Here is a 23972-nt window from a genome sequence, read left to right as displayed (position 1 = left end):
TGCCGCGTCCCCCAGGTTTTAGCCTGTGGGGGCGCGGCGTTTTTCGGCCGCGCACGAAAGCACAGGAACGAGGCAGTGATGACCGACCCGGTGACGTTGGCGGGCGAGGGCTCCATCGGCGAGTTTGACGAGAAGCGGGCCGAGAACGCCGTACGTGAGCTCCTCATCGCGGTCGGGGAGGATCCTGACCGGGAGGGCCTCCGGGCGACGCCGGGGCGCGTGGCGCGGGCGTACAGGGAAATCCTGGCCGGGCTGTGGCAGGAGCCCGAGGACGTCCTGACGACGACGTTCGACCTCGGCCACGACGAGATGATCCTGGTCAAGGGCATCGAGATTGTCAGCCTCTGCGAGCACCACCTCCTGCCGTTCCACGGCGTGGCGCACGTCGGCTACATCCCCGCGGACACGGGAAAGATCACCGGGCTCTCCAAGCTGGCGCGGCTCGTCGATGTCTACGCACGGCGGCCGCAGGTCCAGGAACGGCTCACCACGCAGATCGCGGACTCCCTGATGGAGATCCTCGAGGCGCGCGGCGCGATCGTCGTCATCGAGGCCGAGCACATGTGCATGTCGGTGCGCGGGATCCGTAAGCCCGGGGCGAAGACCACGACGTCTGCCGTACGCGGTCAGCTTCGGGACGGCAGCACCCGCTCCGAGGCGATGAGCCTGATACTGGCGCGTTAGGGGGTGTCCGGTCGATCTCCGTGGGAGAAGGAGCGGACACCCCCTAGGTCGCGGAGGCTCTGCTGTTGCCCTGGTCCTCGTCGTCCGGGAGCTTGCAGACGCGCTCCAGGAAGAACGCCGCCGCGACGACCGCCACGCCCGCCAGGACCGCAAAGCCCGCATAGATGGCCTGGTCCCGGCGGGCGGGTACGTCGAGGCTGTTCATCAGCAGGAAGACGCCCGTCCCGCCGTACATCCCGCAGACCAGGGACGCCACCAGCGCGCTCGCCTGGCCGAATACCACCGCCCGGGCCGCCATCAGCGGCTCCACGCCCTTGGCACCGGGACGGCGCTCGCGCTGGGCGCGCAGCCGGGAGCGGATCGACAGCGCGGTCGCGGTGAGCACGGCGGCGATCACCGCCAGCACGACGGGTGCCGCCAGCGGCACGCTCGGCAGGGTGTCGATCGTGTCCCAGAGCCGGGCGGCGCCCCAGGAGAGGATTCCGGCCACGGCGAAGAGACCGGCCAGTACGCCGAGCCGAAGTTGCTTCACCGAGAGCGCCCCTCACATCCGCACAATGTTCCGCAAGCCTAACGATTACTCGGGCAGGCGGAGTTCCAGATCGGCGCGCGGGTGAACGCTGCTGACGCCGACCTCGGCCAGCAGCTCGCCGACCGGGCCGCGGCCGGGCAGCTGGGCCTCCGGCTCCACGTCGTGCCACGGGGCGAGCACGAAGGCACGCTCGTGGGCGCGCGGATGCGGGAGGGTGAGGACCGGGTCGTCGGACACCACATCGGCGTACGCCACGATGTCCACGTCGATCGTGCGCGCCCCCCAGCGCTCCTCCCGTACCCGGTCGAACGCTTCCTCGATGGCCTGGCCGCGCTCCAGGAGGGAGGACGGCGGCAGGGTGGTCTTGATGACGACGACCGCGTTGAAGTACGAGGGCTGGGAGCCGGGGGCGACGCCCCAGGGCTCCGTTTCATACACCGGCGAGACGGCCTTCACCCGCAGGCCGGGCGTGTCCTCCAGGGCGTCGATCGCGCCCTGGAGAGTCTCCAGCCGGTTGCCCAGATTGGAGCCGAGGGAGATCACCGCACGTTTCGGGTTGGACAGCGTCACATCCGCCGCATCCACCTGCTCCACCACGGAGGCGGGCACCGGCTGCACTGTCGGGTCGCTCTGTGCGGGGTTCATACTCGGCTCCGGGTGATGGTGATGGTCACATCGTCGAAGGGGACCGTGATCGGTGCGTCCGGCTTGTGGACGCACACCTCGACCTCCTGCACGCCGTCGTGCTTGAGACACTGCTGGGCGATCCGCTCGGCGAGCGTCTCGATCAGATCGACCGCTTCGCCCTCCACGACGTCCACGACTTCCTCCGCCACCACGCCGTAGTGCACGGTCTTCGCCAGGTCGTCGTCGGCCGCCGCGGGGCGGGTGTCGAGGCCGAGCACCAGGTCCACGATGAAGGTCTGGCCTTCCTCCCGCTCCCGGGGGAACACACCGTGGTGCCCACGGGCCTTGAGGCCGCGCAGCGCGACACGATCCACGCGAATCACTCCTGCTGTCGTAGTGAACAAGGGCTCCTGCCGAGTGCGGTCGGCACGCCGCCCTCAACCGAATCTACCTGCGAGCACTGACAGCGGACGCCCAAGGGGGCTATGGACAGAAGCTCACGGGACTGGTAGCCGCCCATACCCAGGGGCCAGGGGCGCCAACCTTCAAGAGGCCCCCTACCCACTCAGGCCGGGGTCTCGTCGTCCTCTTCGTCGCCGGTTTCGGTCAGGACCGGGGACCCGTGGTGAGACCAGAGTCTCCAGCCGTCCTCGGTGCGGCGGAACACATTGGTGGCCACGATCAGCTGGCCGACCAGCGGCCCCAGCTCGCCGGCCTCCTCGGCGGGGCCGCCACTGAGGGTGTTCTCGGTGCAGGTCACCAGCGCGGTGTCGCCCAGCACCGTCACTTTCACGTCGGTGAGAAAGAACTGGATGTACTCGGTGTTGGCCATGATCAGGGCGTACGAGCGCAACACCTCGCCGCGGCCCGAGAGCACCGGCCAGCCCGGGTGGACACAGGAGACCTCGTCGTCCAGCCAGATGGACGACAGCTCCTCGAAGTCTCCGCGCTCCACGGCCTCGTAGAACGCCGTGTTGGCCAGCTCGACCTGCTCGATGTCCGTGTTGGCCCGGCTCACAGGGCTCCCTCGACGGCCCTGGCGACCCGTACGGCGTCGGCCGTCGCCCGTACCTCGTGGACGCGCACCGCCCAGGCGCCCTCGTGTGCGGCGATCGCGGAGACGGCGGCGGTGGCGGCGTCGCGCTCGCGCGCGGGCGGCGGGGTGGCGCCCTCGCCGGCGGATGCCGCCAGTACGTGGCCGAGGAACCGCTTGCGGGATGCGGCGACGAGCAGGGGGCGGCCCAGGGCGCGCAGGTCGGCGAGGTGGGCGACCAGGGCCAGGTCGTGCTCGGCCTGCTTGGCGAAGCCGAGGCCGGGGTCGATGACGATGCGCTCGGGGGAGATGCCGCCGTCGACCACGGCTTCCATGCGCGCGTGCAGCTCGGATACGACCTCGCCGACCACATCGGCGTACACCGCGCGGCTGTTCATCCGGTCGCTGAAGCCGCGCCAGTGCATGACGACGAAGGGCGCACCGGCCGCCGCGACCGCCGGGATCATGGCGGGGTCGGCGAGACCGCCGCTCACGTCGTTGACCAGGACAGCGCCCGCCGCGATCGCCTGCTCGGCGACGGCGGCGCGCATGGTGTCGACGGAGACGGAGACGCCCTCGGAGGCGAGGCCGCGCACCACGGGGATGACCCGCTTCAGCTCTTCGTCGGCGTCGACACGGGAGGCACCGGGGCGGGTCGACTCGCCACCGACGTCGATCAGGTCGGCGCCCTCGGCGACGAGTTCGAGGCCGCGCTTGACCGCGGCGGTCGTGTCGAACCAGCGCCCGCCGTCGGAGAAGGAATCGGGGGTCACATTGACGACCCCCATCACCGCACAGCGGTCCCAGTCCGGCAGACCCTCGATCCGGCCACGCTCGCGCAACGTACTCATGCGTCCAGCCTAGGCGTCAGGCGGCCGGGCCCGAACCGCCTGAACCGCGTAGACCGCCTGATCCGCCGAAGACACGGCCGAGGAGCTCGTACAGCGTGGCGCGGTCCTCGTCGTCGAGGGCGTCGATGGCGGCGTGCGTGGTGTGCATGCGGGCGCGGATGGCGTCGACGGTCTCCTCGCCGGCCTCGGTGAGGGCGACGTTCTTCACGCGGCGGTCGGTGGGGCTGACCTCGCGGCGTACGAGCTCACGCTTCTCCAGGCGGTCGACGATCCCGGTGATGTTGGAGGCGTCGCAGGCCAGCGTGGTCGCCAGTGAGCGCATGGAGGCGGGGGAGGCGCGCAGGACGCCGAGGGTCTTGGCCTGGCTGGCGGTGAGGCCCGCGTCGGCGGCGGCGAGGGAGAAGTCGCCGTAGTAGCCGCTGAAGGACTCGGCGAGCCGCTCCATGAGCTGGGCTGTGGTGGGGATGGTCTCTGTCACGTTGCCAGCCTATCAACCAAAGCTTGACTATCTCAATCATTGAGGTCTACGGTCTAATCGTTACTTGACGTACTCAAGCATTTTGGGAGCAGCACGATGAAGGCCATCACCTACCGCACCTACGGCGGCCCGGACGTCCTCGAATACGGCGACGCGCCGGACCCCAAGCTCGGCCCCGACGCCGTGCTCGTCCGGATCAGGGCGGCCTCCGTCAACCCCGTCGACTGGAAGATCCAGGCCGGCTACCTCGAATCCGCACTCGACGCGGTCTTCCCTGTGATCCCGGGCTGGGACGTCGCGGGCGTCGTCGAGCAGGCGGGCGTCGGTGTGACCGAGTTCGCACCCGGCGACGAGGTCATCGGATACGTCCGCGAGGACTTCGTCTCGCGCGGCACCTTCGCCGAGTACGTCGCCGCACCCGTGCGCACCCTGGCCCGCAAGCCCGCGAACCTCACCTTCGAGGAGGCGGCCGGGCTGCCGCTGGCCGGCCTCACGGCGTACCAGGCACTCACCCGCCACCTCGGCGTCACCGAGGGCGACACGCTGCTGGTGCACGCGGCGGCCGGCGGCGTCGGCTCGCTGGCGGTGCAGATCGCCCGCGCCTTCGGCGTCCGGGTCATCGGCACGGCGAGCGAGCGCAATCACGACTACCTGCGGTCGCTGGGCGCCACCCCTGTGACGTACGGCGAAGGGCTCGCAGACCGCGTCAAGGCGCTCGCGCCCGGCGGCGTGGACGCCGTGCTCGACCTGGTCGGTGGCGACGCGCTCAAGGTCTCGCCGGGGCTGCTCGCTCCCGGTGGACGGCTGGCGTCCATCGCCGACGGCGCGGTCCTGGGGCTCGGCGGCAGCTATGTCTTCGTACGCCCCGACACCGCCGACCTGACGGCGCTGACCGAGCTGGCCGAGCGCGGTGCGCTGGCCGTCGAGGTCGCCGCGGTCTTCCCGCTGGAGGAGACCGCCGACGCGCTGCGGCTGAGCATGGAGGGCCACACCCGCGGCAAGATCGCGATCAGCGTCGGCTGATCGGAGAATACAGACGGGCTCAGGCGGCCGACTGCCCGGCCTCGCGCGCCCGCACCTGGTCGAGGTGCGCGCACGGGCGCGGCTGCCTGGCCGACGCCCGTCGGGAGGCGAACGGGCGGGGCAGCGCCAGCGTCACGAAGCCCTCCGCCTGCATCGCCGCGAAGCCGATGCGCGGCAGGTCGCGGGTGGTGCGGAAGACCACGAAGCGCGGCTCCCAGCGCGGCCGGAACTTGGCGTTGAACTTGTACAGCGACTCGATCTGGAACCACCGGGACAGGAAGACGAGCAGCCCGCGCCAGATACGGAGCACCGGTCCCGCGCCGATCTTCTCGCCGCGGGCGAGCGCCGAGCGGAACATCGCGAAGTTGAGCGAGACGCGGGTCACGCCCAGCTGGGGTGCGGCCTGGAGCGCGGCGACGATCAGCAGTTCGTTCATGCCGGGGTCGGCGGAGCGGTCGCGGCGCATCAGGTCGAGGGACATGCCGTCCGTACCCCACGGGACGAAGTGGAGTACGGCCTTCAGGTCGCCGTACGGGGAATCCGCGTCGGCGGTGTTGTGGGCGGTGGCGATCACGCAGTCTCCGTCGCCGGGCTCGCCGATGCGGCCGAGCGCCATCGAGAAGCCGCGCTCGGTGTCGGTGCCGCGCCAGTCGGCGGCGGCCCGCCGGATGCGGTCCAACTCGGCTTCGCCGAGGTCACGGACGCGTCGTACCCGGGTTTCGTAACCACCGCGCTCGATGCGCTTGACCATCTGGCGTACGTTCCGCATGGCGCGCCCGGCGAGGGAGAAATCCGGCACATCCACCACCGCTTCGTCCCCGAGCTCCAGCGCGTCGAGTCCGGTCTCGCGGGTCCACACTTCGCCGCCGGTCTCGCTGCAGCCCATGACGGCCGGGGTCCAGGAGTGGGCCTTGGCTTCGTCCATGAAGCGTTCGATGGCGCCCGGCCAGGCCTCCACGTCGCCGATCGGGTCGCCGCTGGCGAGCATCACGCCGGATACGACGCGGTAGGTGACGGCGGCCTTGCCGCTGGGGGAGAAGACGACGGCCTTGTCGTGGCGGAGCGCGAAGTGGCCCAGGGAGTCGCGGCCGCCGTGCTTGGCCAGCAGCTCGCGCAGACGGTGCTCGTCGTCGGCGGTGAGGCGGGCGGCCGGGTGCTCCGGGCGCAGGGCCAGGTAGATGGTGGTGACGGCCGTGAGCAGGCCGAGCGCGCCGAGCGAGTAGCCGACGGTCCAGGAGACCCGGCCCGCGTAGTCGACAGGGCCCTCGAAACCGAAGAGCCCGTACAGGACGTGCTCAAGCCGGTCGGCGACGCTCGGATTACCGATGACCTTCGCCGGGTGCGAGCTGACGATGACCAGGCCCAGGCCGAGGGAACCGGCGCCGAGGAGAACGAAGTTCGCCACCGCCTTCCAACGGCTCCGCGGGTCGGGCAGCGCCGCGAACTCGCCGCGGTGGCGCAGCAGAAGGACGAGCAGCGCGAGCGAGATCACCACGCCGATGACCGAATGCCGGTACGTGAACTGCGCCGCGGCACCGGCAGGCAGCAGCACCACGGCGGCCCGCCAGGCGCGGCGCTTGTGGCGCTTGAGAGCGTGCGCGAGAAGCAGCAGCAGTACGCCCGCACTGATCGCGAGGGCGGCCGCGAACGGGCCGAGCGCCCCGGGCAGCACCTCGGCGGCGGCGTGCATCCGGCTGTGCCGGAAGCGCGGGAAGACACCGGCGGCGATGTCCAGAAGGCCTACGACGGCGCAGGCCGTACCGACCAGGGAGGGCACCGACTCGGGTCGCGGACCGCTCAGGATCCGCCGTACTCGATTCGGAACCGCTCCCGATTTATCCCCATCTAGCCTGATAGACATCGCTTCCCGTGGCTCCGCGAAAGATTCTCTGTCCGTGGGCCGAAGCGCCGGACAATTTGCGCTCTCTAGGACGGCGCATCAGCGGTACGGGTTCACTCGCTCACCGGAAATTCTGGCAGAAAGCTCGATCGTCATCATGGGTCTCACCAGCAATAAGGTTCTGGCACTCGCCGTCCTTCTGGCGGTGGCGCTGTTCATCGCCACGATCTGGCTCTGGCCGCGTCTGGCCGGGCGCAACGCGCGCTCCGTACTGGGCCGTGTCGGGCTGCTGCTCGCAACCCAGTTGATGCTGTTCGCCTCCGTGGGACTGGCTGCCAACAAGTCCTTCCTCTTTTACGGCTCCTGGGCCGACCTTTTCGGCCAGGAGACCGAAATGGGTGTGGTCGTCGACCACTCGGCCGGCGCGAAGCACCTCAAGGTCGTAGAAACGCTGGGTGTTGACGTGCCGGGCGGTCACAAGCCGGCGGTGGGAGGCCAGATACAGAAGGTCGTCATAGCGGGGGAGAAGTCGAAGATAGAGGGCCCCGCTTACGTCTATCTGCCGCCGGAGTACTTCCAACCGCGTTACGCCAGGAGGAACTTCCCGGCGTCCGTGGTACTCACCGGTTATCCGGGGACAGCGGAGAACCTCCTCAAGGGACTGCGCTATCCGGCGACGGCGTACATCCAGGCGGCGGCGGGCAACATGCAGCCGATGATCCTGGTGATGATGCGGCCCACCGTCGCGCCGCCCCGGGACACCGAATGCGTGGACGTACCGGGCGGCCCGCAGACCGAGACCTTCTTCGCCAAGGACCTGCCCCAAGCGATATCCGAGTCCTACAGGGTGGGCACAAAGCCGCGGAACTGGGGCTTCATGGGGAACTCCACCGGCGGATACTGCGCCCTGAAAATCGCCATGCACCACCCCGGAAACTTCGGTGCGGGAGCGGGCATGTCCGCGTACTACAAGGCGGCCGAAGACGCGACGACAGGGGACCTCTTCCATGGCAACAGGAATGAGGCGAACCGGGCCGACCTGCTGTGGAGTCTTGACCACCTGAAGCCGTCGAAGTCGTTCTTCCTTGTGACCAGTTCCAGGGAGGGCGAGGGCAATCTGCAGGGCACCCGGCTTTTCATCGAGAAGGTGAAGCCGCCCGCCCGGGTCTCGTCGATCACCCTGGACAGCGGCGGCCACAACTTCGGCACCTGGCGGCGCGAAATAGCGCCCGCCCTGGAGTGGATCAGCGGCAGGCTCAGGGCGAACTGACGGACTCCACTTCCACCGCTGTACGGGGGAGGGCCTGGGCGTCGGCATCGATGGAACGGCGCAGTGCCTCATGGAGACGGGCCGGGGTGAGTACGCCGAGGAAACGTCCGGCGCTCTCCTTGTCGATGACCGCGATCCAGCCCGCGTCGTGCTGGAGCATCGTGGAGAAGGCCTGCTTGAGCGAGGCGCCGACGGGCAGCCAGGCCTCCATGCGACGGGCGTGTTCGCGTACGGTCCCGGTGGCCGTCCGGGCCTGCTCGGCGGAGATCCAGCCGTGCAGGTCGTCCTCGCTGTCCAGGACGACGGCCCAGCGGGCACCTTCCGCGGTCAGTGCGGCGGCTGCCTGCTTGACCGGGTCGTCGAGGTGCACGACGGGCGGCTGTTCCAGATCGCCGGGCTCTATGGGCGTGACGGAGAGGCGCTTGAGGCCCCGGTCGGCGCCGACGAAGTCCGCGACATAGGGGGTGGCGGGCATGCCCAGTACGGTCGCCGGGGCGTCGAACTGCTCGATCCTGCCCTGCCCGTAGACGGCGATGCGGTCACCGAGACGGACGGCCTCCTCGATGTCATGAGTGACGAAGAGGACGGTCTTGCGCACCTGCGACTGGAGCTTCAGGAACTCGTTCTGGAGATGCTCGCGCACGACCGGGTCGACCGCGCCGAACGGCTCGTCCATCAGAAGCACCGGCGGGTCCGCGGCCAGAGCCCTTGCCACGCCGACGCGTTGACGCTGGCCGCCGGAGAGCTGGTCGGGGTAGCGGTCGCCGTGCACGGACGGGTCGAGGCCGACCAGGTCGAGGAGCTCGGCGGCGCGCTCGCGGGCTTTGGCGCGCTTGACGCCGAGGAGGTGGGGGACGGTGGCGGTGTTCTCCAGAACCGTCTTGTGGGGGAAGAGGCCGACTTGCTGGATGACATAGCCGATGCGGCGGCGCAGCTGAACGGGGTCGATGGTCGATATGTCGTCCCCGTCGAGGAATATCCGGCCCTCGGTCGGCTCGATCAGCCGGTTCACCATCTTCATGGTGGTGGTCTTGCCGCAGCCGGACGGCCCGACGAGCGTGACCAGTTCGCCCTCCGCGACTTCGAAGGAGAGGTCGTCGACGGCGGTGGTGCCGTCGGCGTACCGCTTGGTGACGTGCTCGAATCGGATCATGGTTCCCCATTGTTGCCCGTGCGACGTGCTGTCACTTTTCCGGGGGACGACCCCCATGCCCCGCTCCGTGTTGCAGGAATGTGGCGGCCCTCGGCGATTGTCAGTGGCCGAGGATATGGTCGTGAGACGTGAATGTCGTCAGACATGAGTTCGGGGACTCGGGGGAGGTGGGGACGCATGAGCGGCCAGAGCTGTCTGACGGCGAACGACTGGATTTGCGGGGAGTATGTGCGTTCCCGCAGCCAGGAGCTGACCGATGCGACCGTGCAGCATGTGTGGATCACCGCGATTTCGGTCGTGCTGGGACTGCTGATCGCGTTTCCGCTGGCCTTGCTCGCGCGCGGGCGGGCCGGCCGCCGCAGCAGGCTCGCGGGTCCGATTCTGGGCCTGACGACCGTCCTCTACACGGTCCCTTCGCTGGCGATGTTCTCGCTGCTGCTGCCCCTGTTCGGGCTTTCGGCGGCCGTGGTGGTCACGGGTCTCGTGCTCTATTCGCTGACCGTGCTCGTACGGAACATCCTGGCCGGACTGGAAGCGGTGCCCGCGGAAGCACGGGAGGCCGCGCAGGGCATGGGGTACGGGCCGGCGCGACTGCTGTGGGAGGTCGAACTGCCGCTGGCGCTGCCCGCCTTGCTGGCCGGGGTGCGGATCGCGACGGTGTCGACGGTCGCCCTGACGACGGTCGGCGCGATCGTGGGGTACGGCGGGCTGGGGACGCTGATCGTGGACGGCCTCGATTCCCTCTTCAAGGCACAGGTGCTCACTGCTTCGGTGATCTGCGTCCTGTTGGCTGTGGTGGCCGACCTGCTGCTGCTCTGGCTGCAGCGGGCGCTGACCCCGTGGACCCGGGTGCGTACGCCCCGAATACGCACCGGCCGTACGGCAGCCGCCCGTAGCGGCCGTGCTGCCCGTATCGCGAAGGTCGGCTGATCCATGGGAGCGATCGGGGACGCCTTCACCTGGCTGACGACCGCCGCCAACTGGCAGGGCGAGAGCGGCGTCTGGAACCGGCTCGGTGAGCATCTCTACTTCAGCGGCGTGTGCCTGCTGCTGTCATGTCTGATCGCACTGCCGGTCGCGCTCTGGCTCGGCCACCTCGGCCGGGGCGGCGCACTCGCGATCAACCTCTCCAATGCGGGGAGGGCGATTCCCACCCTCGCGGTGCTGATCCTGCTGACGCTCACACCACTGGGCAGGCAGGGCGACCTGCCGACGATCATCGCGCTCGTACTGTTCGCGGTGCCGCCGCTGCTGACCAATGCGTACATCGGCATGCGGGAGGTGGACCGGGCAGTTGTGGAGGCCGCGCGCGGGATGGGCATGTCGGGGCGCCAGCTCTTCGTGCGGGTCGAACTGCCCCTCGCGTACCCGCTGGTCATGACGGGGCTCAGGTCGGCGGCCGTCCAGGTCGTCGCCACGGCGACGCTCGCGGCGATGGCGGGCGAGGGCGGCCTCGGACGGATCATCACGGCCGGCTTCAACACGTACAACACCCCGCAGGTGGTGGCGGGCGCGCTGCTCGTGGCGGGGCTCGCTCTGCTGGTCGAGGGCGTACTGGTGGCGGCGGACCGGCTGCTCGACCCGATGCGCCGGCGAGCCTCCGGAGCGCAGAAGACAGCCTGACGATGCCTCTCCTCTTTTCTTGCCTTGTCCTCCCTTTCGTCCCCTTTCTCCTTGGATGGTGAACCTCATGAGCAGGACTTCGCGCACAGCGGGTGCGGTACTGGCCGTGATCGCACTGGCCGGCGGCCTGGCCGCGTGCGGCGGCGAGAGCTTGGAGAAGGACAAGGGCGGTGAGGCGGGCAAGAACGGCTCGCTGGTGGTGGGTTCGGCCGGATTCACCGAGTCCAAGGTGCTGGCCGAGCTGTACGCGCAGCTTCTCTCCGACGCCGGATACGACACGTCGATCAAGACGGCGAAGAACCGCGAGCTGTACGAACCCGCCCTGGAGAAGGGCGAGATCGACGTCGTACCGGAATACGCCGCTACGCTTGCGGAATTCCTGAACGCGAAGGCCAACGGCCCCAAGGCGCCGGAGAAGAATCCGGTGGCGTCCAGCGATGTCACCGCCACCTTCAAAGCGCTGGAGAAGCTTGCGGAGCCGCGCGGACTCAAGGCGCTGCCCGCCGGCGAGGCCGTCGACCAGAACGCCTTCGCCGTGAGCAAAGAATACGCCGAGAAGAACAAGCTCAAGACGCTTTCCGACCTCGGCGAGTCCAAGCTCGGGGTGAAGATCGCCGCGGGTGACGAATGCACGGTCCGGCCCTTCTGCGCACCGGGTCTGAAGAAGGCGTACGGGATCGACGTGAAGGGCGTCGACCCCAAGGGCGTAGGGACTCCGCAGGCCAAGCAGGCCGTCAAGGACGGCGCCGATCAGCTGGTGCTGACCACGACGACGGACGCGACGCTGGAGGGGTTCGGGCTCGTACTCCTGGAGGACGACAAGAAGCTCCAGAACGCGGACAACGTACTGCCCGTCGTCAATGCGAAGGACGCCGGATCGCAGGCGATAGCCGACGCTCTCGGCAAGCTCACCAAGGCGCTGACGACGGATGATCTGGTCGAGCTGAACCGCAGGATCGACGCGGAACGGGTGAAGCCCGCCGACGCCGCGAAGGCGTATCTGGAGTCCAAGGGCCTGATCAAGAAGTAGCCCCGGTAAGCAAATGGGTAACCGCCCGGGAACAGATTGCCGGGCGGGGCCCCATCCATCGTCCACGCACGGTAAATTTCAGGCCATGCCACGTGGACGCCACCGCCATTCCCCACCCCTGCACAGGATCCTTCCGCCTTCCGCGGTCGCCGGCGCATCGATAATCAGCGCCGCCGGTGCGTGGTTGTTCGCGGAACCGGTGGTGCTGCGCGGCCTGGTCGCCGTCGCGGCCGCTGCCGCGGTCACCGGCGCGGTCATGATGCGCAGTTGGGACCGTTCGGCGGGGCGGAGAGTCGCCGAGCTGACACGGGCGCGGGCGAGCGACGAGTGGAAGACCGAGGAGCGAATAGCCGATCTCGAGTCCGACCTCGACGAATCGCGTGCGCTGCGGGCCAGGCTCGACGCGAAGCTGCGCGCCAAGCGGGTCGAGCTGGCCGCGCTGCGGGGCGAGCACGCGGCGCTGCTGCGCCGGTACGCGACCGCCGAGACGGAGCGGGCGAGCGCGCTGGAGGGCCGGAGGCTGCTGGCGATAGAGGCGGCGTCCCCCGCGAAGGCACTGCCCGCGGCGAGCAGTACGCCGACGCCGTCCGCGTACCTGCGGGCCACCATGGCGCTGGACAACCTGTCGCGCAACGCGGCGAAGCAGGCGCGGGAACCGCGGGGACCAGGTGGGGTGGAGCAGCCGGAGGGGAAGCACGAGGCGGCCGCCGGTACCGATGCCGTGTCCGGGAGCGAGTCCTCCCCGGAACACGCGCGGCCGTCGTCCGCCATCGCCACGCGCCCCGTCGCGTCCGCTTCCGCGGTCGTCCCGTACGACGCCGCACAGAACCGCCGTGCGTCGCGCACGGAGGGCGGCTTCGACTTCTTCGGCACACAGAAGCCGGGCCCGGCGGCGATCGAAGCCGTCGAGAAGGAAGACCTCGCGGACGTGGTGGGCGAGGAGGCGCTGGCGGCGGCGAGCAGGGCGTCGGGGGCGCGGGTGGTGGGCCAGGTCATCGACCTGACGGCCCACGACGAAACGGAACAGCTCAGCGTGGCGGAGCTGCGCAGCGCGATCTCGTAGGTGCGGGTGCGGGTGCGAGGTGGGGTCCGGGTGCCTGCGGCACTGTTCCCCAACCTTTCCCCAAGCTCTCAACTTCGTTCGAGCCGGGGAGACCCCGCTCTTCCCGGCTGTGACATTCGCCGGACGGGCTGAAATCCGGCTAACCCGCAGCCAGGCCGCCGGCTCCGCCCGCCCGGACCAGTCCGGACTCGTACGCCAGCACCACCACCTGGACGCGGTCCCGCAGGTTCAGCTTCGTCAGGATGCGGCCCACGTGTGTCTTGACCGTGGCCTCCGACAGGACCAGCCGTGCCGCGATCTCCCCGTTCGACAGCCCCTGCGCGACGAGCAGCATCACCTCGCGCTCACGGTCCGTCAGGCGCCCCAGCGCGCTGTTGACGGCTTGCGTCTCCTTGCCCGTGCTGGGCAGCAGCGGCGAGAAGCGGTCCAGCAGGCGCCGGGTCGTGGACGGCGCCACGACCGCGTCGCCGCTGTGCACCGAGCGGATCGCGGCCAGCAGTTCGCCCGGCGGTACGTCCTTCAGCATGAAGCCGCTCGCCCCCGCCTTCAGCCCGGAGAAGGCGTACTCGTCCAGGTCGAAGGTGGTCAGGATGAGGACCTTCGGCGCATCCGGCTCCGCGCAGATCCGCCGTGTCGCCTCGACCCCGTCCAGTTTCGGCATACGTACGTCCATCAGGACCACGTCCACCGCCGCCGAGCGCAGGACCTCGATCGCCTCCGCCCCGTCGCCCGCCTCGGCGACCACCTCCATGTCCGGCTGAGCGGCCAGGACCATCCGGAAGCCGGTGCGCAGCAGCATCTGGTCGTCTACGAGCATCACGCGGATGGACATGGAGAGGGTGACCTTTCGTCAGGCACTCGGAGTTCAGGTACTCGGAAGAAATGGGCAGATCAGTGGGACGGTTTCAGGGGGAGCAGCGCGCTGATCCGGAAGCCGCCGCCCGGCCGCGGCCCCGCGTCCAGCGTGCCGCCGACCATACCGACGCGCTCCCGCATGCCGATCAGCCCGTGACCCTGCCCGTCGGCCCCGCCGTCCTCGTACAGCTCGTGCGCCGCGCCCCGCCCGTCGTCCTCGACGAGCAGGCCGAGCCCGTCGTCGAAGTAGACCAGCCGTACGCTCGCGCCCACGTCCGGGCCGCCGTGCTTGCGCGTATTGGTGAGGGCTTCCTGCACGATGCGGTACGCCGTGAGCTCCACCCCGCTCGGCAGCGGCCGTGGCGTGCCCTCGACCTTGAAGTCGACGGTCAGCCCCGCGGTCCGTACCTGCTCGACGAGGTCCTCGATCTGCTCGACGTCGGGCTGCGGCACGTACTCACCGCTCACCGCCTGCTCGCCGGTGCGCAGTACGCCCAGGAGCCGCCGCATCTCGGCGAGCGCCTGGCGGCCGGTCGTCGAGATGGTCTCCAGTGCCTGCTTGGCCTGGGCCGGGGAGGCGTCCAGGACGTACGCCGCGCCGTCCGCCTGCACCACCATGACCGAGACGTTGTGCGCGACGACATCGTGCAGCTCGCGGGCGATACGGGCCCGCTCGGCGGCGACGGCCACCTTCGACTGCGCCTCGCGTTCCTTTTCCAGGCGCGCGGCGCGCTCCTCCAGCTCCGCGAAATACGCGCGCCGGGTCCGCATCGAGTCGCCGAGGACCCACGCCAGCGCGAACGGCAGCGCCATGACGACCGAGAAGAAGATGGCCGGAAGGACCGTGCCGTCCTTGTCGGCCGGCCAGCGCAGTTGCGCCAGCGGGGCCGCGGCCAGGCCGCCGACGAGCGCGACACGCGAGATCCAGCGTGGCCCGTCGCTCGCGGCGACGGTGTAGATGATGACGAGCATGGCCCAGTCGGCCGGATTGACCTCGACGTCGAACGCGAGCTGGGCGACGCCCATCAGGATCGCCAGCAGCAGCATTTTCTGCGGTGCGCGGCGGCGCAGCGCCACCACGAGACAGAGCAGCGTAACGATCGGGATGGCCGCGATCCGCGGCTCGGTGCCCATCGTCGCCTGGACGGCCCACAGCATGGAGAACCCGAAGAGCATCACAGCCCAGAAGCTGTCGACGCTCGTCGGGTGTCTGCGGATGAAGTCGTAGAGGCGTTGCACGTAACCCAGCGTAGGGAAACCCAATAGGTGCAGGGGTCAACCGGAGGAGCGATCCGGTGGGCCGGAGCCTACTCCCCAAGGTGGAGACTTGGTGCCGTGACGGATGAGTGGCAGGGGTGGCGGGAAGCGACGGAGGCCGCGCTGTACGGGCCCGAAGGGTTCTACGTACGCCCCGGAGGGCCTGGTCCGGCAGGCCATTTCCGTACGTCGGTACACGCGTCCCCGCTCTTCGCTTCGGCCGTCGCACGGCTGCTGACGGAGGTCGACGACGCACTCGGGCAGCCGGACGAGCTGGCGCTGGTGGACATCGGGGCGGGCCGGGGTGAGCTGCTGACCGGCGTGCTGACGGCGCTGCCGCCGGAGCTCTCGGTGCGGGTGCGGCCGTACGCGGTGGAACGGGCGCCCCGCCCGGCGGACCTGGACCCCCGCATCGAGTGGCGGGCCGAGCCGCCGTCGGGCGTGAGCGGGCTGCTGTTCGCGAACGAGTGGCTGGACAACGTGCCGGTGGACGTGGCGGAGACAGACGCGGAGGGTACGGCGCGATACGTGCTCGTACGGGCGGCGGACGGTGAGGAACGCCTGGGCGACGCGGTGACGGGCGCGGACGCGGAGTGGCTGACGCGGTGGTGGCCGTTGGGTGCTGGTGCTGGTGCTGGTGCTGGTGCTGGTGCTGGTGCTGGTGGCGTGGGGGCCGAAGCCGGGCTGCGGGCCGAGATTGGGCGGGCCCGGGACGTCGCGTGGGCCACCGCCGTTGCGACGCTCGACGCTGGGCTCGCGGTTGCTGTCGACTACGCCCACTCCTGCGCGGCACGTCCGCCGTTCGGCTCGCTGACCGGGTTCCGGGCTGGGCGCGAGGTACGCCCCGTACCCGACGGAAGCTGCGACATCACCGCCCACGTGGCCCTGGACGCGTGCGCGCTGCCCGGGGCGGAACTGCTGACCCAGCGCGAGGCCCTGCACCGCCTCGGCGTAACGGCCGCGCGGCCGCCGCTCGCGCTGGCGAGTACGGATCCGGCGGCGTACGTACGGGCGCTCGCGTCGACGGGTGAAGCGGCGGAGCTGACGGCACGGGGCGGCCTGGGGGACTTCGGCTGGCTGATGCAGTGGGCGCCTTTTCCACCCGGCCGTCCGTCCAATGGGGGCAATAGGGGTGGACGCCCTTAGCGGGTGGCGCACCGCCGTCGGGGTCCGTGCCGCCGCGTCTGCGGGCGGGCTGCGGAAATTGCTTCCGCAGGAGCCCCCGCCCGCCCCGTACGGCCCACGGGGGATACTGGCCGCATGACGGAGACCACGGTCGGCATCGGCGGCGCGGCGGAGAGCACCGACATGGTGCTCAACATCGGCCCCCAGCATCCCTCCACCCACGGCGTCCTCCGCCTCCGCCTGGTCCTCGACGGCGAGCGCATCCAGCACGCGGAGCCGGTGATCGGCTACATGCACCGGGGTGCGGAGAAGCTCTTCGAGGCGCGTGACTACCGCCAGATCGTGATGCTCGCGAACCGCCACGACTGGCTGTCCGCCTTCTCGAACGAGCTCGGCGTCGTCATGGCCGTCGAGCGGATGCTCGGCATGGAGGTCCCGGAGCGGGCGGTCTGGACCCGTACGCTGCTCGCCGAGCTCAACCGGGTCCTCAACCACCTGATGTTCCTCGGGTCGTACCCCCTCGAACTGGGTGGAATCACCCCGGTCTTCTACGCGTTCCGAGAGCGCGAGGAGCTCCAGGCCGTCATGGAGGAGGTCTCCGGCGGCCGCATGCACTACATGTTCAACCGGGTCGGCGGCCTCAAGGAGGACCTGCCCGCCGGCTGGCTCGGCCGCGCCCGCGAGGCCGTCGCGGACGTCCGTTCCCGGATGGACGTGTACGACAACCTCGTCGTCGGCAACGAGATCTTCCGGGGCCGTACGCGCGGGGTCGGCATCCTGTCGGCCGAGGCCGTGCACGCGTACGGCGTCAGCGGCCCTATTGCCCGCGCCTCCGGTGTCGACTTCGACCTGCGGCGCGACGAGCCGTACCTCGCGTACAGCGAACTGCAGGACACCCTCAAGGTCGCCACCAGGACCGAGGGCGACTGCCTGGCCCGCTTCGAGATCCTCCTCGACCAGACCCACAACGCGCTGGACCTCGCGGACGCCTGCCTCGACCGGATGGCCGACCTGCCGCCCGGCCCGATCAACCAGCGGCTGCCGAAGGTGCTGAAGGCCCCGGAGGGGCACACGTACGCCTGGACCGAGAACCCGCTCGGTATCAACGGCTACTACCTGGTGTCGAAGGGCGAGAAGACGCCGTACCGCCTGAAGCTGCGCTCCGCGTCGTTCAACAACATCCAGGCGCTGACGGAGCTGCTGCCGGGGACGCTGGTCGCGGACATGGTCGCGATCCTCGGATCGCTGTTCTTCGTCGTCGGCGACATCGACAAGTAGTCCTAGTAGTAGTCCTAAGTAGCGGCCCTACAAGCAGTCCTACAAGCAGTCCTAGTAGTCCAGCTGCTCGTCCCAGTCGGTTCCGCGCCCGTCCGGTGTGAGGTCGAACAGGTTCCAGAGCGGCTCGATGGTGCCGACATGGCGGGGCCCCTGGCCGGGATCATCGGTGGGCGCGTAGAGCAGCTCCGAGCCCCAGAAGTGGCGGATCTCCTCGCCGTCGCGCCGGAACACGTTCAGCATCGGCATCGATACGCCCTCCGCCGTCTCGGCGAGATAGTCACGCCGGTACGTATTGCCTGCCGAGGACAGCAGGCGCAGCCTCCGCCAGCCGCGCTCCTCGGCGAACGCGAGAAGCCGGGGCAGCGGCGCCTTCGCCACGACCGCGAAGTTGACGCGCTGGGTGACGTGCTCGACGGCGCCGTCGAGCTGATCGAGGATCGCCGTGCACGACGGGCACGGACCTTCTTCGCGCTTCAGCTGCGCTGTGCGCCCCGTCTTGGGGCCCGGCCGGTCGTCACCGGGGTGGCGCGGGAACATGAAACCGTAGATCACCAGCGAGTCCTTGCCCGGCGCGAACAGCTCCGAGAGCCGCACATCGGCCGGAGCGCCGTCGGCCCCGGCCCCCTGGAACACATAGTCCTCGGGAACCGGCCCGCCTGGCGGCAGCTTGCGCCTCGCGGCAGCCACCGCCTCCGTGGCACGGCGCAACGAGACCTCCTGCAGGAGCAGCCGATCGCGCGCGGCACGGTACTCGGCCGACTCGCCCGGAAACGTCATGCCTCCAGCGTGCGGTGTGCGGTGGTCCGGTGCCAGCCGGAGCGCGAGACGGCGCGCGGTCGAGCGGGCGCCCCGCTTCGGAAACTCTTTTCCCCTGCCTCAGCTTTCCCCTGCCTCAGCGCAGGATTCCCTCCAGGAAGTCGCTCCCCAGCCGGGACACCGCCTGGAGGTCCAGTTGGTGCATGACATACCGCCCGCGCCGCTGCATCGTCACCAGGCCCGCCTTCTTCAGCACCGTCAGGTGCCGCGACACCTCGGGTGCGCTGATGCCGTGCGAGTCGGCGAGCTCGCCCGTGGTGTACGGAGAGCGGGCCAGGTTGCGGCACAGGCGCATGCGCATCGGGTGGGCCAGCGCCTCCATCCGCAGCTTGAGCAGCTCGACCGAGGCGGGGGTCGGGAGTTCGGGGGCGCCGACCGGATAGTGGATCACCGGCCGCCAGCCCGGCGCGTGCAGGACCGACAAGTGCGGCCAGCCGAAGCTGGACGGGACGAAGGTGAGCCCCGCGCCGACGGCCGGGTCCATGGCGCTGGTGCGTCCCTCGGCCAGCTTGTCCGCGTGGATACGGGTCCGGGCGCCGCGCCCCGCACCGCCGCGGCGCTCCTCCAGCGACAGCGCGGGAGACACCGCGTACAACGCTTCGGCGAGGCCCTTGTGCCGCAGCACCTCGCCCTTGTGCCGGGCATCGGCGGCCAGTTGGACCCGTATACGCCGCCACGTGTCGGCGAAGAACGCCTGGTCGCAGTCCTCGAAGAGCCGCCGCAGCCAGGCCCGCACGGACGTCGGGTCGTCGAGCAGCCGGGCCGCGAAGTCGGTCTGCTTCGGCCCGCGTGCGGCGGCCAGCTCCAGCGCGCGCTCGCGCAGCGCGGGGTCGTGGAGCGGGGACGGGCCGCCGATGCCGTACGTACTGGAGCAGGTGAACTCCAGCGCGGAGGAGACGAACCGGTCGTCGTCCAGCCGGTCGAGCGCGTCCAGGTCCTCGGTGAGCGTCGAGCCCGTCCTGCCGTCCCCGTCCCGCACGCCGGCGAACGGCATGAAGACGTCCGAGAACGTGCTGCGCCACAGGAAGTCCGCCTCGTGCAGCCGGTCGGCGAGGTCCGGCTTCAGCGATGCGGCGGTCGCGGTCGCCCAGCCGTGCAGCCCGGGGTGGTGCCCGGGCTCCGCCAGGGCGTGCAGAGCCATGCCGAGCTCCGCGAGCGGAGAGGTCTCGAAGGAGATGCGCTCGGGCGGCAGGCCGGTGATGTCGATTGACACGCTCATGGGTTCATCGTGCCTGCCGCCACTGACAGTCGGGCCGCCGATTGACGGGGCTCGTCAAACGAAGCGCGTTCGGCTGGGGGCGTACGCATGGTGATGCACATGAACGCCATTCAGCAGCACATGCTCGACGTCTATCGCACCGCCCAGCTGGGCGGTTCTGCTCCGCCGGCTCCTGGCGAGGGTGACTGGCAGGTTGTGCGGGAGGTTCGCGATTACCAACGTTTCCGTGCGGTGGTCGAGGGCCGGCCCGCGCGGGGCCGCGTCCGCGCCGCCCTGACTCGCCTCTTCACCTCCAGGGCCCCGGCCCCTTCAACCACCCGTCCTGCGGACAGCCGTCCCGTTGTGTGCGGCTGAGCGGTGGCCGGGGTAGGGGAACAGCGTGCGGCGCGGCCGCCGCCCACAGGCTGTGGACAGCGCGGCGGGTGCGCGAAACGCTGGCGTAGCATGACGAGAAATCGTCCGGTACCCGCCGCGGACTGGAACGGAAGGCCGTCCCCGCGTGAATGTGAACGCACCACACGAGCCCCTGGATGCCAGGGACCGACCAGCCCGCCTCACCGTCGGCGTGGTCGGAGCCGGCAGGGTCGGCCCGGCCCTCGCCGCCGCGCTGCAACTGGCGGGGCACCGCCCGGTCGCCGTCTCCGGCGTCTCGGAAGCGTCCGTACGCAGAGCGGCGACGCTCCTGCCCGACGTTCCGCTGGTCACCCCCGCCGACGTACTGGCCCGCGCCGAACTGGTGCTGCTGACGGTCCCCGACGACGCACTGCCGGGCCTCGTGGAAGGTCTCGCGGAGACCGGCGCCGTCCGCCCGGGGCAGCTGATCGTGCACACCTCCGGCCGGTACGGAACCGGGGTCCTCGCACCCGCCCTGCGCGCCGGCGCGCTGCCGCTCGCCCTGCACCCCGCGATGACCTTCACCGGCACCTCCGTGGACGTCCAGCGGCTGGCCGGCTGTTCCTTCGGCGTCACCGCGCCCGACGAGCTGCGGCTGGCCGCCGAGGCCCTGGTCATCGAGATGGGCGGCGAGCCCGAGTGGATCGCGGAGGAGTCCCGTCCGCTCTACCACGCCGCCCTGGCGCTGGGCGCGAATTACCTGGTCACCCTGGTGGCCCAGTCGATGGAGCTGCTCCGTGAGGCGGGCGTCGACGCCCCCGACCGGATGCTCGGCCCGCTGCTCGGCGCCGCCCTCGACAATGCCCTGCGCTCCGGCGACGCGGCGCTCACCGGCCCCGTCGCGCGCGGCGACGCGGGGACCGTGGCCGCGCACGTCGCCGAGCTGCGCAAGCACGCGCCGCACGCCGTGTCGGGATACCTCGCGATGGCCCGTACGACCGCCGACCGCGCCCTCGCGCACGGCCTGCTCAAGCCGGAGCTGGCCGAGGACCTGCTGGGCGTACTGGCGAAGCAGGACGAAGGGGAGGTCCGATGAGTGCCTTCGAGCTGGTCCCCACGCGCGAAGACCTCCGTTACGTTCTCGACCATTTCGGCGCCCTCGGCCGCACCGCCGTCGTCATGACCATGGGCGCCCTGCACGAGGGCCACGCGACGCTGATCCGGGCCGCGCGCAAGCACGTCGGACCCAAGGGCTTCGTCGTCGTCACCGTCTTCGTCAACCCCCTCCAGTTCGGCGTGGGCGAGGACCTCGACCGCTACCCCCGCACCCTCGAAGCCGACCTCGCCCTCGCCGAACAGGCAGGCGCGAACGTCGTCTTCGCCCCCTCCGCCGAAGAGGTCTACCCGGGCGGAGAGCCGCAGGTCCGTATCGCCGCGGGCCCGATGGGCGAGTGCCTCGAAGGAGCGTCCCGGCCGGGGCACTTCGACGGCATGCTGACCGTCGTGGCGAAGCTGCTGCACCTGACGACGCCCGACGCCGCCTTCTTCGGGCAGAAGGACGCCCAGCAGCTGGCCCTGATCCGCCGCATGGCCCAGGACCTCAACTTCCCGGTGGAGATCGTCGGCGTACCGACGGTCCGTGAGGAAGACGGCCTGGCCCTGTCCAGTCGCAACCGGTACCTGTCGCCCCAGGAGCGCCGCACCGCGCTCGCCCTCTCCGGGGCCCTGTTCGCCGCCCGTGACCGGCTTGCCGCCCAGGAGGCCCTGCAGGCCCGCGCGTCGGCCCAGACCGTACCGCCGACGCCCCAGCGCGTGGCCGGGCTCGCCGCGGTCGGCGAGACGCGGGCCGCCGCCGACGCGTACGCCGTGGCGCAGGCCGGCCAGCCGGACCTGAGCGGCCCCGCCGCCGTCCGCGCGGCAGCGGCCGCCGTCCTGGACGCGGCCACGCGCCTCGACCCCCCGCTCGACCTCGACTACGTGGCCCTGGTCGACCCGTCCGATTTCACCGAGGTCCCCGACACCTACCGCGGCGACGCGGTCCTGGCGGTGGCCGCCAAGGTCGGCGCGACGCGCCTGATCGACAACATTCCGCTGACCTTCGTCCACGAAATCCGCGAGACCCGCGAGACCCGCGAGCAGGGAGCCTCGGCATGACCCGCACCGGTATACGGCTGAAGGCCCCCGCCCCCGGCTGGTCCATCGACGCAGACGTCGTGGTCGTCGGCTCCGGCGTCGCCGGCCTGACGGCGGCGCTCCGCTGCACCGCCGCCGGTCTGCGTACCGTTGTCGTCACCAAGGCCCGCCTGGACGACGGCTCAACGCGCTGGGCACAGGGCGGCATAGCCGCCGCGCTGGGCGAAGGCGACACCCCCGAGCAGCACCTGGACGACACGCTCGTCGCGGGCGCGGGCCTGTGCGACGAGGAGGCGGTACGGGCCCTGGTCACCGAGGGCCCCGACGCCGTACGCCGGCTGATCGAAACCGGTGCGCAGTTCGACACCACCGCCGGCGGGGACATCGCCCTCACCCGCGAGGGCGGCCACCACCGCCGCCGTATCGCCCACGCGGGCGGCGACGCCACGGGCGCCGAGATCTCCCGCGCGCTGGTCGAAGCCGTGCGCTCCGCCTCGCTCCGTACGATCGAGAACGCCCTGGTCCTGGACCTGCTGACGGACGTGGACGGCCGTACCGCCGGCGTCACCCTGCACGTCATGGGCGAGGGCCAGCACGACGGCGTCGGCGCGGTCCGTGCCCCGGCCGTCGTCCTCGCCACCGGCGGAATGGGCCAGGTCTTCTCGGCCACCACCAACCCGTCCGTCTCGACGGGCGACGGCGTCGCGCTGGCGCTGCGCGCGGGCGCCGAGGTCTCGGACCTCGAATTCGTCCAGTTCCACCCGACCGTGCTCTTCCTGGGAGCCGACGCGGAGGGCCAGCAGCCGCTGGTGTCGGAAGCCGTACGGGGCGAGGGCGCGCATCTCGTCGACGCCGACGGCGTGCGCTTCATGGCGGGCCAGCACGAGCTCGCCGAACTGGCGCCCCGCGACATCGTCGCCAAGGCGATCATGCGCCGCATCCGCGAGCAGGGCGCCGAGCACATGTACCTGGACGCCCGGCACTTCGGCGCCGACATGTGGGAGGCCCGCTTCCCCACCATCCTGGCGGCCTGCCGCTCGCACGGCATCGACCCGGTCACCCAGCCCATCCCGGTCGCCCCCGCGGCCCACTACGCGTCCGGCGGCGTACGGACCGACCTCCACGGCCGTACGACGGTGCCCGGCCTGTACGCGTGCGGCGAGGTCGCCTGCACGGGCGTGCACGGTGCGAACCGCCTGGCGTCCAACTCCCTCCTGGAGGGCCTCGTCTTCGCGGAACGCATCGCGGAGGACATCGCGGCCGCCCCCGCCTCGCCCGGCCCCGCCGTGCAGAACGAAGAGGAACCCGGCCCTCTCTTCGACCCCGCGGCCCGCATCGAGATCCAGCGGGTCATGACGGCCGGCGCGGGAGTGCTCCGCTCCGCCGAGAGCCTCGACCACGCGGCCGATGCCCTGGAAGCCCTGTACCGCGCGGCCGCCCTGGAGGCCGACGGGGACGCGAAGGACGCCGAGCCGGGCGTCGACGCCTGGGAGGCCACCAACCTCCTCCTCGTATCGCGCGTCCTGGTGGCCGCCGCCCGGGAGCGCGAGGAGACCCGCGGCTGCCACTGGCGCGAGGACCGGCCGGACCGCGACGACGACGCCTGGCGCAAGCACCTCGTCGTACGGCTGACCCCAGACCGCAACCTCGCGGTGCGCCGCACCGACTCCGCCTCATTCCCGCCCGTACGCACCGCACATCCCGCAAGTCCCGCACGCCGCCCCGCACACGCTCAGAGGGAGCAGTAAC

Annotated in this window: 25 protein-coding genes; 13 read left to right on the top strand and 12 right to left on the bottom strand. The window is 70.7% G+C overall.

Going from position 1 to position 23972, the window contains the following annotated elements; all coding sequences use genetic code 11:
- Positions 1 to 78 precede the first annotated feature (78 nt).
- Entirely contained in the window at positions 79 to 684 is a 606-nt protein-coding gene (gene folE, locus J7I98_RS13310; protein WP_214920869.1) for a GTP cyclohydrolase I FolE, read from the top strand.
- Positions 685 to 727: 43 nt separating this feature from the next.
- Here the strand turns inward: folE and J7I98_RS13305 are convergent, their stop codons facing one another.
- The 6 genes from J7I98_RS13305 to J7I98_RS13280 all read right to left on the bottom strand — a co-directional run bounded on the left by J7I98_RS13305 (position 728) and on the right by J7I98_RS13280 (position 4172).
- Positions 728 to 1216, bottom strand: coding sequence for a DUF3180 domain-containing protein (locus tag J7I98_RS13305; protein ID WP_214920868.1), 489 nt, complete (start codon positions 1214 to 1216; stop codon positions 728 to 730).
- Between the two features lie 45 nt (positions 1217 to 1261).
- The gene (gene folK / locus J7I98_RS13300; protein ID WP_214920867.1) at positions 1262 to 1861 is read right to left on the bottom strand and encodes a 2-amino-4-hydroxy-6-hydroxymethyldihydropteridine diphosphokinase; all 600 of its coding nucleotides are present in this window, start codon (positions 1859 to 1861) and stop codon (positions 1262 to 1264) included.
- Positions 1858 to 2217 carry a dihydroneopterin aldolase gene (gene folB, locus J7I98_RS13295; RefSeq protein WP_214920866.1) on the bottom strand — a complete coding sequence of 120 codons (360 nt, stop codon included), beginning with the start codon at positions 2215 to 2217 and terminating at the stop codon, positions 1858 to 1860. The genes folK and folB overlap by 4 nt, the downstream gene beginning before the upstream one ends.
- 191 nt (positions 2218 to 2408) lie before the next feature.
- Positions 2409 to 2861, bottom strand: coding sequence for a nuclear transport factor 2 family protein (locus J7I98_RS13290; RefSeq protein WP_214920865.1), 453 nt, complete (start codon positions 2859 to 2861; stop codon positions 2409 to 2411).
- Entirely contained in the window at positions 2858 to 3727 is an 870-nt protein-coding gene (gene folP, locus J7I98_RS13285) for a dihydropteroate synthase (RefSeq protein WP_214920864.1), read from the bottom strand. The genes J7I98_RS13290 and folP overlap by 4 nt, the downstream gene beginning before the upstream one ends.
- 16 nt (positions 3728 to 3743) lie before the next feature.
- Positions 3744 to 4172: a MarR family winged helix-turn-helix transcriptional regulator gene (locus J7I98_RS13280; protein WP_214921090.1), complete on the bottom strand. Its 429-nt coding sequence runs from the start codon at positions 4170 to 4172 to the stop codon at positions 3744 to 3746.
- Between the two features lie 129 nt (positions 4173 to 4301).
- On the opposite strand from J7I98_RS13280, the gene J7I98_RS13275 reads away from it, so the two are divergent.
- The gene (locus tag J7I98_RS13275; RefSeq protein WP_214920863.1) at positions 4302 to 5228 is read left to right on the top strand and encodes an NADP-dependent oxidoreductase; all 927 of its coding nucleotides are present in this window, start codon (positions 4302 to 4304) and stop codon (positions 5226 to 5228) included.
- Between the two features lie 19 nt (positions 5229 to 5247).
- On the opposite strand, the gene J7I98_RS13270 is transcribed toward J7I98_RS13275, so the two are convergent.
- The gene (locus tag J7I98_RS13270; RefSeq protein ID WP_214920862.1) at positions 5248 to 7089 is read right to left on the bottom strand and encodes a phosphatidylglycerol lysyltransferase domain-containing protein; all 1842 of its coding nucleotides are present in this window, start codon (positions 7087 to 7089) and stop codon (positions 5248 to 5250) included.
- Positions 7090 to 7225: 136 nt separating this feature from the next.
- Here J7I98_RS13270 and J7I98_RS13265 point away from each other — a divergent pair, with 136 nt between their 5' ends.
- The gene (locus J7I98_RS13265) at positions 7226 to 8338 is read left to right on the top strand and encodes an esterase family protein (protein WP_214920861.1); all 1113 of its coding nucleotides are present in this window, start codon (positions 7226 to 7228) and stop codon (positions 8336 to 8338) included.
- Here the strand turns inward: J7I98_RS13265 and J7I98_RS13260 are convergent.
- Positions 8325 to 9491: an ABC transporter ATP-binding protein gene (locus tag J7I98_RS13260; protein WP_214920860.1), complete on the bottom strand. Its 1167-nt coding sequence runs from the start codon at positions 9489 to 9491 to the stop codon at positions 8325 to 8327. The genes J7I98_RS13265 and J7I98_RS13260 overlap by 14 nt on opposite strands.
- Before the next feature lie 177 nt (positions 9492 to 9668).
- Here J7I98_RS13260 and J7I98_RS13255 point away from each other — a divergent pair, with 177 nt between their 5' ends.
- The 4 genes from J7I98_RS13255 to J7I98_RS13240 all read left to right on the top strand — a co-directional run bounded on the left by J7I98_RS13255 (position 9669) and on the right by J7I98_RS13240 (position 13207).
- Positions 9669 to 10421 carry an ABC transporter permease gene (locus J7I98_RS13255; protein WP_214920859.1) on the top strand — a complete coding sequence of 251 codons (753 nt, stop codon included), beginning with the start codon at positions 9669 to 9671 and terminating at the stop codon, positions 10419 to 10421.
- Positions 10422 to 10424: 3 nt separating this feature from the next.
- Entirely contained in the window at positions 10425 to 11114 is a 690-nt protein-coding gene (locus tag J7I98_RS13250) for an ABC transporter permease (protein WP_214920858.1), read from the top strand.
- Positions 11115 to 11181: 67 nt separating this feature from the next.
- Positions 11182 to 12144, top strand: a complete 963-nt coding sequence (locus tag J7I98_RS13245) for an ABC transporter substrate-binding protein (protein WP_214920857.1) — start codon at positions 11182 to 11184, stop codon at positions 12142 to 12144.
- An 85-nt stretch (positions 12145 to 12229) separates the two neighbouring features.
- Positions 12230 to 13207 carry a hypothetical protein gene (locus J7I98_RS13240; protein WP_214920856.1) on the top strand — a complete coding sequence of 326 codons (978 nt, stop codon included), beginning with the start codon at positions 12230 to 12232 and terminating at the stop codon, positions 13205 to 13207.
- 139 nt (positions 13208 to 13346) lie between these two features.
- Here J7I98_RS13240 and J7I98_RS13235 read toward each other — a convergent pair whose 3' ends face one another.
- Together J7I98_RS13235 and J7I98_RS13230 are read right to left on the bottom strand one after the other, a co-directional pair.
- A complete protein-coding gene (locus J7I98_RS13235) occupies positions 13347 to 14039 on the bottom strand; it encodes a response regulator transcription factor (protein WP_214920855.1) in 693 nt (230 codons plus the stop codon).
- 59 nt (positions 14040 to 14098) lie between these two features.
- Positions 14099 to 15301 (bottom strand): sensor histidine kinase, encoded by a 1203-nt coding sequence (locus J7I98_RS13230; protein ID WP_214920854.1) that lies wholly within the window; start codon positions 15299 to 15301, stop codon positions 14099 to 14101.
- Positions 15302 to 15397: 96 nt separating this feature from the next.
- On the opposite strand from J7I98_RS13230, the gene J7I98_RS13225 reads away from it, so the two are divergent.
- A complete protein-coding gene (locus J7I98_RS13225) occupies positions 15398 to 16465 on the top strand; it encodes an SAM-dependent methyltransferase (RefSeq protein WP_214920853.1) in 1068 nt (355 codons plus the stop codon).
- Positions 16466 to 16579: 114 nt separating this feature from the next.
- The gene (locus J7I98_RS13220; RefSeq protein WP_214920852.1) at positions 16580 to 17722 is read left to right on the top strand and encodes an NADH-quinone oxidoreductase subunit D; all 1143 of its coding nucleotides are present in this window, start codon (positions 16580 to 16582) and stop codon (positions 17720 to 17722) included.
- Positions 17723 to 17773: 51 nt separating this feature from the next.
- Here J7I98_RS13220 and J7I98_RS13215 read toward each other — a convergent pair whose 3' ends face one another.
- Both J7I98_RS13215 and J7I98_RS13210 read right to left on the bottom strand, forming a co-directional pair.
- Positions 17774 to 18499 carry a DUF899 family protein gene (locus J7I98_RS13215; protein ID WP_214920851.1) on the bottom strand — a complete coding sequence of 242 codons (726 nt, stop codon included), beginning with the start codon at positions 18497 to 18499 and terminating at the stop codon, positions 17774 to 17776.
- 115 nt (positions 18500 to 18614) lie between these two features.
- Complete coding sequence (locus J7I98_RS13210) at positions 18615 to 19751, bottom strand: DUF5937 family protein (protein ID WP_214921089.1); 1137 nt, start codon at positions 19749 to 19751, stop codon at positions 18615 to 18617.
- Positions 19752 to 19856: 105 nt separating this feature from the next.
- On the opposite strand from J7I98_RS13210, the gene J7I98_RS13205 reads away from it, so the two are divergent.
- From J7I98_RS13205 to J7I98_RS13190, 4 genes are all read left to right on the top strand, one after another.
- Positions 19857 to 20111, top strand: coding sequence for a hypothetical protein (locus J7I98_RS13205; RefSeq protein ID WP_251020559.1), 255 nt, complete (start codon positions 19857 to 19859; stop codon positions 20109 to 20111).
- Between the two features lie 145 nt (positions 20112 to 20256).
- Positions 20257 to 21186, top strand: coding sequence for a Rossmann-like and DUF2520 domain-containing protein (locus J7I98_RS13200; protein ID WP_214920850.1), 930 nt, complete (start codon positions 20257 to 20259; stop codon positions 21184 to 21186).
- The gene (gene panC, locus J7I98_RS13195) at positions 21183 to 22244 is read left to right on the top strand and encodes a pantoate--beta-alanine ligase (protein WP_214920849.1); all 1062 of its coding nucleotides are present in this window, start codon (positions 21183 to 21185) and stop codon (positions 22242 to 22244) included. Before J7I98_RS13200 ends, panC begins: the two co-directional genes overlap by 4 nt.
- Positions 22241 to 23971 (top strand): L-aspartate oxidase, encoded by a 1731-nt coding sequence (locus J7I98_RS13190; protein WP_214920848.1) that lies wholly within the window; start codon positions 22241 to 22243, stop codon positions 23969 to 23971. Before panC ends, J7I98_RS13190 begins: the two co-directional genes overlap by 4 nt.
- Position 23972: the final 1 nt, after the last annotated feature.

Source organism: Streptomyces sp. ISL-98 (assembly GCF_018614055.1).
Lineage (GTDB): Bacteria > Actinomycetota > Actinomycetes > Streptomycetales > Streptomycetaceae > Streptomyces > Streptomyces spiramyceticus.
This window is presented reverse-complemented; position numbering and strand designations above follow the sequence as displayed.

Coding starts and splice junctions, on each gene's coding strand:
- J7I98_RS13250 (WP_214920858.1), top strand. CDS start 10,425: ATGGGAGCGATCGGGGACGCCTTCACCTGGCTGACGACCGCCGCCAAC.
- J7I98_RS13220 (WP_214920852.1), top strand. CDS start 16,580: ATGACGGAGACCACGGTCGGCATCGGCGGCGCGGCGGAGAGCACCGAC.
- J7I98_RS13215 (WP_214920851.1), bottom strand. CDS start 18,499: ATGACGTTTCCGGGCGAGTCGGCCGAGTACCGTGCCGCGCGCGATCGG.
- J7I98_RS13245 (WP_214920857.1), top strand. CDS start 11,182: ATGAGCAGGACTTCGCGCACAGCGGGTGCGGTACTGGCCGTGATCGCA.
- J7I98_RS13275 (WP_214920863.1), top strand. CDS start 4,302: ATGAAGGCCATCACCTACCGCACCTACGGCGGCCCGGACGTCCTCGAA.
- J7I98_RS13265 (WP_214920861.1), top strand. CDS start 7,226: ATGGGTCTCACCAGCAATAAGGTTCTGGCACTCGCCGTCCTTCTGGCG.
- J7I98_RS13280 (WP_214921090.1), bottom strand. CDS start 4,172: ATGGAGCGGCTCGCCGAGTCCTTCAGCGGCTACTACGGCGACTTCTCC.
- folE (WP_214920869.1), top strand. CDS start 79: ATGACCGACCCGGTGACGTTGGCGGGCGAGGGCTCCATCGGCGAGTTT.
- folP (WP_214920864.1), bottom strand. CDS start 3,727: ATGAGTACGTTGCGCGAGCGTGGCCGGATCGAGGGTCTGCCGGACTGG.
- J7I98_RS13205 (WP_251020559.1), top strand. CDS start 19,857: ATGAACGCCATTCAGCAGCACATGCTCGACGTCTATCGCACCGCCCAG.
- J7I98_RS13240 (WP_214920856.1), top strand. CDS start 12,230: ATGCCACGTGGACGCCACCGCCATTCCCCACCCCTGCACAGGATCCTT.
- panC (WP_214920849.1), top strand. CDS start 21,183: ATGAGTGCCTTCGAGCTGGTCCCCACGCGCGAAGACCTCCGTTACGTT.
- J7I98_RS13235 (WP_214920855.1), bottom strand. CDS start 14,039: ATGTCCATCCGCGTGATGCTCGTAGACGACCAGATGCTGCTGCGCACC.
- J7I98_RS13260 (WP_214920860.1), bottom strand. CDS start 9,491: ATGATCCGATTCGAGCACGTCACCAAGCGGTACGCCGACGGCACCACC.
- folK (WP_214920867.1), bottom strand. CDS start 1,861: ATGAACCCCGCACAGAGCGACCCGACAGTGCAGCCGGTGCCCGCCTCC.
- J7I98_RS13270 (WP_214920862.1), bottom strand. CDS start 7,089: ATGTCTATCAGGCTAGATGGGGATAAATCGGGAGCGGTTCCGAATCGA.
- J7I98_RS13255 (WP_214920859.1), top strand. CDS start 9,669: ATGAGCGGCCAGAGCTGTCTGACGGCGAACGACTGGATTTGCGGGGAG.
- J7I98_RS13190 (WP_214920848.1), top strand. CDS start 22,241: ATGACCCGCACCGGTATACGGCTGAAGGCCCCCGCCCCCGGCTGGTCC.